Source organism: Staphylococcus schweitzeri (assembly GCF_002902405.1).
GTDB lineage: Bacteria > Bacillota > Bacilli > Staphylococcales > Staphylococcaceae > Staphylococcus > Staphylococcus schweitzeri.
The window spans coordinates 144671-151462 of sequence record NZ_PPQS01000048.1; the positions used below are offsets into that span (position 1 = coordinate 144671).

The window sequence follows — 6792 nt, forward strand, 5'->3', positions numbered from 1 at the left end:
ATAATGACCTCCTACTTTATGTGTTCTCTTAGTATATCTGCTCGTTTTTCTTTCACAAATTTGTCATCTTCATCATCTAATAAAAATGGTGATTGTATACCAACCATTAATTCATTAAACTTAAAGTTTTGTAATTTAATATAATCTAAATCTATACCAAGTTTAACTTCGCTTAATCTATAAGAAGCCTCTTCCATAGTTATCATTCTACAATTTTGTAAAATGCCTAGCGAGCGAAAAACACGGTCTTGAGTTTCTAATTGATTATAAGTGTCTAATTTTTGTCTTATCTGTTTTTCTTCATGAATAATTTGATTAACAACTTCAGTTAATGTTTCAATAATTTCTTGTTCTGATTTTCCAAGTGTAAGTTGATTAGAAACTTGATAAGTGTGTCCATAAACTTGTGAACCCTCACCATATATACCTCTAATTGTATATCCGAATCTATTAATTGTTTGAGCTATTCGAGTCATTCTTTTCATAATAGATAAACCAGGTAAATGTAGCATCACACTAGCTCGCATCCCAGTACCTATATTTGTGGGGCATGTCGTTAAATATCCAAGTTTTTCATCATAACTAATATCAAGGTTACGATCTAATTCATCATCAATTGCTGAAGCCTGATCATATAAAGCTTGCAATGTCGTATTAGTACCCATCGCTTGAATACGAATATGATCTTCTTCGTTTATCATTACACTTAAAGATTCATCATTATTTACTAATACTGCTGCTGCAGGTTGTTTTATTAATTCTGGACTAATTAAATGTTTAGCAACCATCTTCATTTTACTTTGCTGATCCATTTGATCTAGTCGCATTAATTGAAAATGTAGTAAAGCATCTTGTACTTCATTAATTACCCTAAACCCATCATTTTCAGAAGCATACATTAACGGATGCACATGATTTTCTAAATTGCGTGCTAATCGTATTCGTGAAGACATCACAATCGGCGCTTCTTCATCGTTTTTCATCCATTCGCTGATATTATCGTGAATGTTATGCGTCATCATGTTGCACCTCACCTTCAGACTTTAGCGCCTTTATTTCATCTCTGACAATAGCCGCTTGCTCAAAATCTTGAACTTCTATAAGTTGCTTTAAATATATATTTTTCTCTTCAATTTTTTTCTTTAATGCAATTTTTTTATGTGAAGAATGTGGTGTCTTCCCTACGTGTTCAAATTGTCCACCTTGAACTCTGCGGACGATATCGATGATGTCATCTTTAAATGTTGCATAACAGTTAGCACAACCAAATTTACCAACATGTGCGATATCTTTTAATGTCATATCACATGTTGGACAACGTTTTTCCTCTTTAAATGCCACATCCTGAAAATTAATACCATGCTTCGTCGCCAAATGTTGTAAAATTTGTTTAACAACGAATGCTTCTTCAATATCGTCTTGATGTTCTTGATAATCAGGTTGTTCATATGCTTGATTCCATGGATAATGACCTTCTGCACAAGTTTGACACACCATTTTTTCTTCTGTCTTATTTTTACTTGTAACTTTGATTTTTAATTCCGCTTCATTAAGTTGACAATTTTCACAGAGCACTTCAACACCTCATTTCATTTAGTAATAGTTTATAACTGGTAACAATCGTTTTAAAATATTTGCTCTAATAATGTCTCTAGAAACCATATCCATTGAAAGTGTTTCCCTATCAATAACTGCTTGAATCATTTTAGCTTCTCGCTCATTTATTAGTAATTTATCTAAAAGCCCATCAATAATATAGTAGGCTTGTTGTTGAGAAATAGAAGGTCCTATCAACTGAAGCAAATGATTAATATAACCTGTTGCATCTTTGTTTTCAATTTTAGTGATGCGAATGTATCCACCGCCACCACGTTTACTTTCAATCTCATAACCATGTTCATTAGTAAATCGAGTTTTGATAACATAGTTCAATTGTGAAGGTACGCAATCAAATCGCTGCGCAATGTTCGCTCTTTGAATTTCAACTACATCTTCGTTTGACTCTTCAAATAATCGCTTGATGTATTGTTCTATGATGTCCGACATATTGTGCATAAATATCACCCCTTTTTTGACCTTCTTTGACTATATTATATGACCTATTTTGACCTTTTTCAATTAATTTGTTTTTATATTTTCAAAAATTTATGATGTTAGCCCTTCCATTTTATTGTATGATAGATGGTAGAAAAAACTAAAGGAATGAAAAAATATATGCATATTCTAATTGGGATTATCGGAATTATCTTCTTTTTAGCACTTGCGTTTTTATTTAGCTCAGATAAGAAAAATATACGCTGGCAATATGTAGGAATTTTGCTTGCTATTCAACTTGTCTTTGCCTTTATTTTACTTAAAACTACAATGGGTATCACAGTTATAGGTGGTATATCAAACGGTTTTAATTACTTATTATTAAAAGCAGCAGACGGTGTTAACTTTGTTTTTGGTGGAATTCAATATATCAACCCTAAGCAACCTCCATTCTTCTTCAGTGTATTATTACCTATCGTGTTTATTTCAGCGATTATTGGTATCTTACAATACACAAAGATTTTACCTTTAATCATTAACGTTTTAGGTTTCTTGATTTCTAAAATTAATGGTATGGGACGTTTGGAGTCATATAATGCTGTTGCGGCGGCCATTTTGGGACAATCTGAAGTATTTATTTCAATTAAAAAACAATTGCCATACATACCTAAGCAACGTCTTTATACATTAACAGCTTCAGCAATGTCAACGGTATCAGCTTCAATTATTGGTGCATACTTTACCTTAATTGAACCTAAATATGTTGTAACTGCAGTTGTCTTAAACTTATTTGGTGGATTCATTATTGCTTCAATTATTAATCCATATAAAGTTAATGAAGAAGATGACAAATTACTCGTTGAAGAAACTGAAGAAAAGCAACAATCATTTTTTGAAATGTTAGGCGAATACATTTTAGATGGATTCAAAGTAGCTGTCATAGTAGGTGCAATGTTAATTGGATATATTGCAATCATTGCATTATTAAATGGTATTGTAAGTAATATCTTTAATACTGTATCTGGCGGCGCAATATCATGGGATTTCCAAACATTAATTGGATTTGTATTTGCACCATTTGCATTCTTGGTTGGTGTACCATGGCAAGATGCTGTACAAGCTGGATCAGTTATGGCTACAAAATTATTATCAAATGAATTTGTTGCTATGCAAGCACTAGGAAAACTTGGTGATTTATCTGAACATGCCAAAGGTGTTACTTCAGTATTCTTAGTATCATTTGCAAACTTTAGTTCTATTGGCATTATTTCAGGTGCTATTAAATCACTTAATGATAAAAAAGGTGATACAGTTGCCCGTTTTGGATTAAAACTATTATTCGGTGCCACACTAGTATCATTCATTTCAGCTGCAATTGCTGGATTCTTTATTTAATAACTAAATCAACTTTAAATTACTTATCCCTTCAAAGTAGACTCTTTTAAGTCATTACTTTGAAGGGATATTATTATGCTTTCTATTTTAAAATAACATAATAACCCCCTCCAAATAAGTTTTGAAGGGAGTCTATATTGCATAATTAATTCAATTAATAGTTATTTTAAAACCTATCTAGTTGATATAGAACTACTCTTTACCTACAATTTGATTAATAAAGTAAGCAGTTACTCTATAATCATCAGTTAATTCTGGATGGAATGAGACACCTAAATATTTGCCTTGTTGTACAGCGACAATTTTATCATTAACTTTACATAAGATATCAACATCTTGCCCTACTTTTTCAATATGAGGTGCCCTTATAAAAACACCCTCAATATCAGTAGCAATACCTTTAATATCTAATTCTGTTTCAAAACTGTCAACTTGTCTACCAAATGAATTACGTTGAACTGTAATATTCAATTTATTAAGATATCCTTCTTCACCGATAATATCTTGAGCAAGTACAATTAAACCTGCACACGTGCCAAACATCGGCAATGAAGAATTTTGTAACGCCTTTTTAAAACCATATAAATTCATTAAGCGACGTAATGTAGTTGATTCACCACCAGGCAATATCAAACCATCTATATCTTGTAATTGTTCTACTTTTTTTACCGCCACACCTTCGTGACCACTTAATTCAATATGTCGAATATGTTCACGAACTGCACCTTGTAATGCTAATACACCTATTTTCATATCTTACCAACCACGCTCTTGCATACGTTCTTCTAAAGATAATTGGTTTATATCTAGACCTTTCATAGCAGTACCTAATTCACTTGCTAATCTACCAATTAATTCATAATCTTGATAATGTGTTGTTGCTTGAACAATTGCTTTTGCGAATTTTTCTGGATCTTCAGATTTGAAAATACCTGATCCTACGAATACACCATCGGCACCTAGTTCCATCATTAATGCTGCATCTTGAGGTGTCGCAACACCACCTGCTGCAAAATTAACAACTGGTAAACGACCATTGTCTTTAATTTGCTTTAAAATTTCATAAGGAGCTCCGATATCTTTTGCAAAAGTCATAATTTCATCATCGTTCATAACAGTTAATCGACTTACTTCTGAATTTACTTGTCTCATATGTCTTACAGCTTCGACAATATTACCTGTACCAGGTTCACCTTTAGTACGTAACATAGCTGCACCTTCACCAATTCTACGCGCTGCCTCACCTAAATTACGGCAACCACATACAAATGGTACTGTAAATTGATCTTTTCTTAAATGATACTCTTCATCGGCAGGAGTCAAAACTTCTGATTCATCAATGTAGTCTACACCCATCGCTTCTAAGACTCTTGCTTCCGTAATATGTCCAATACGTGCTTTTGCCATAACTGGGATAGAAACTGCATTCATAACTTCTTCTACAATTTTAGGGTTTGCCATACGTGCAACACCACCAGCTGCTCTGATATCCGAAGGTACACGTTCTAATGCCATTACTGCTACTGCACCAGCTTCTTCCGCTATTCTTGCTTGTTCAGCATTGACAACGTCCATAATAACGCCGCCTTTTTGCATTTCTGCCATACCTCTTTTAACTCTATCTGATCCTAAGATTTTACTCATTATAAAATAACCCCTTTTCAATTTGATTAAGTTCATTGTAAAATATAAACTGATATTTAAAAAGGTTCAAAATAAGATGAATTTAGGGGGTCAGTTTTTTATTGAAAAATACTTTATATCACCAGCTTTACGAAAAATTAAAAAAACAAATTATTGAAGGTCAATTTAAAAAAGATGATAAATTTTATTCTAAAAGACAATTGAGTAAACATTTATCAATCAGTCAAACTACTGTAGAGCATGCATACCAACTTCTATTAGATGAAGGCTATATATATTCAAAACCACGTTCTGGCTATTATGTGTCAGAAATTGAATCTTTATCAATTTTACATACACATGCTACACCAGTGCTAGATGATATATTAACACCCCAAAGAGATAATGAAACATATCAATTTGCCTTTAATTTAGATGAAATTGACACGAAGCATTTTCCAATAGATTTATTTAGAAAATATTCTAAAGAATTATATGATCAAGATTATTTAAATATGTTACTTAGAGGACATAATCAAGGAGAATTTCAATTAAGGTTTCAACTTGCACATTATTTATTCAATAATCGTGGTGTTATTTGCAATCCTGACCAAATTATCATAGGTTCTTCAACTGAACAATTAGTAAATTTGCTAGTAGATTTACTTTCAAGTTCAACATTTATTATTGAGAAACCTAGCTATCCACCTATTAAACACATTTTAGATAAAAAAAATGTAACTTATGATCAAATTAAGGTAGAACATAATGGTATAAACGTAGATGAAGTAATCAAATCCAAAAAAAATCTAGTATATATTACACCTTCACATCAATTTCCTACAGGTTATGTAATGGACTTAAAAAAGAGAATCCAATTAATTCAATGGGCTAAAGAAAAAGAAGAACGTTATATTATAGAAGATGATTATGATTCTGAATTTAGATATTTTGGTAAGCCTATACCATCAATTCAAGGACTATATTCAAGAGATAAAGTCATTTATATAAGTACATTCTCAAAGTCAATTTTTCCAAGTTGTCGTGTAGCATATATGGTATTGCCTACTACATTATTGGAAAAATATCATTTACAAAATCACATTGAAGGTAATACTGTACCCGTTCATATTCAAAATCTTATTGCAAAATTTATGTCTACAGGTAGTTTCGAAAGACATTTAAATAAAATGAGAAGAATATATCGAAGAAAAATTGCGTATATTATACAGAGATTAAAGCCTTACGAAAATCAAATTGATATACAAGGTGCTGAAACAGGTATGCATTTTACCATTACGGTATTGAATGGCTTATCATTACAAGAATGCATTAATAGAGCAAAATCAATGAATTTAAAGTTACAAGCTTATGATTTTGATGATGATTTAAAACAAAATAGATCACCAAAATTTATCCTAGGATTTGGTGGAATAGATGATGATGACTTAAAATCACATGTCGATGTACTTATAAAATCATTAATTATATAGTAACACTTCTTTGACAAAAGTTAGTGTTACTTATGCAATAGCTTGTCTATTGTATAATAATTAATTGCCTTTTTGTATTTCAATTTAAAATATATTAGACATAAAAACTAAAAAACAGTAGGAAGATGATTTATGATTAAAAACTATCTTCCTGCTATTCACTTTTTTATAATACTTGATATTGTATGTCTTCGTTGTAAATGTCAATATAAAAATGTACATAAATGATTGTATAAGAATGTACAAA

The 6792-nt window shown here is 31.3% G+C and carries 7 protein-coding genes; 2 read left to right on the plus strand and 5 right to left on the minus strand.

Annotated elements, in window-relative coordinates; all coding sequences use genetic code 11:
• Window positions 1-11: 11 nt before the first annotated feature.
• The 3 genes from CD116_RS12435 to CD116_RS12445 are packed head-to-tail and all read right to left on the minus strand — an operon-like array spanning window position 12 to window position 2055.
• Complete coding sequence (locus CD116_RS12435; protein WP_047428353.1) at window positions 12-1019, minus strand: protein arginine kinase; 1008 nt, start codon at window positions 1017-1019, stop codon at window positions 12-14.
• Window positions 1009-1575 (minus strand): UvrB/UvrC motif-containing protein, encoded by a 567-nt coding sequence (locus tag CD116_RS12440; RefSeq protein WP_047449911.1) that lies wholly within the window; start codon window positions 1573-1575, stop codon window positions 1009-1011. Before CD116_RS12440 ends, CD116_RS12435 begins: the two co-directional genes overlap by 11 nt.
• Before the next feature lie 18 nt (window positions 1576-1593).
• Window positions 1594-2055 carry a CtsR family transcriptional regulator gene (locus tag CD116_RS12445; protein WP_000551760.1) on the minus strand — a complete coding sequence of 154 codons (462 nt, stop codon included), beginning with the start codon at window positions 2053-2055 and terminating at the stop codon, window positions 1594-1596.
• Between the two features lie 159 nt (window positions 2056-2214).
• Here CD116_RS12445 and CD116_RS12450 point away from each other — a divergent pair, with 159 nt between their 5' ends.
• Complete coding sequence (locus CD116_RS12450) at window positions 2215-3429, plus strand: NupC/NupG family nucleoside CNT transporter (RefSeq protein ID WP_047550212.1); 1215 nt, start codon at window positions 2215-2217, stop codon at window positions 3427-3429.
• Between the two features lie 192 nt (window positions 3430-3621).
• Here the strand turns inward: CD116_RS12450 and pdxT are convergent, their stop codons facing one another.
• The gene (gene pdxT / locus CD116_RS12455; protein WP_047449914.1) at window positions 3622-4182 is read right to left on the minus strand and encodes a pyridoxal 5'-phosphate synthase glutaminase subunit PdxT; all 561 of its coding nucleotides are present in this window, start codon (window positions 4180-4182) and stop codon (window positions 3622-3624) included.
• 3 nt (window positions 4183-4185) lie between these two features.
• Entirely contained in the window at window positions 4186-5073 is an 888-nt protein-coding gene (gene pdxS, locus CD116_RS12460) for a pyridoxal 5'-phosphate synthase lyase subunit PdxS (protein ID WP_047532324.1), read from the minus strand.
• A 101-nt stretch (window positions 5074-5174) separates the two neighbouring features.
• On the opposite strand from pdxS, the gene pdxR reads away from it, so the two are divergent.
• Entirely contained in the window at window positions 5175-6545 is a 1371-nt protein-coding gene (pdxR, locus tag CD116_RS12465) for a MocR-like pyridoxine biosynthesis transcription factor PdxR (protein WP_047532323.1), read from the plus strand.
• The last annotated feature ends 247 nt before the right edge of the window (window positions 6546-6792 follow it).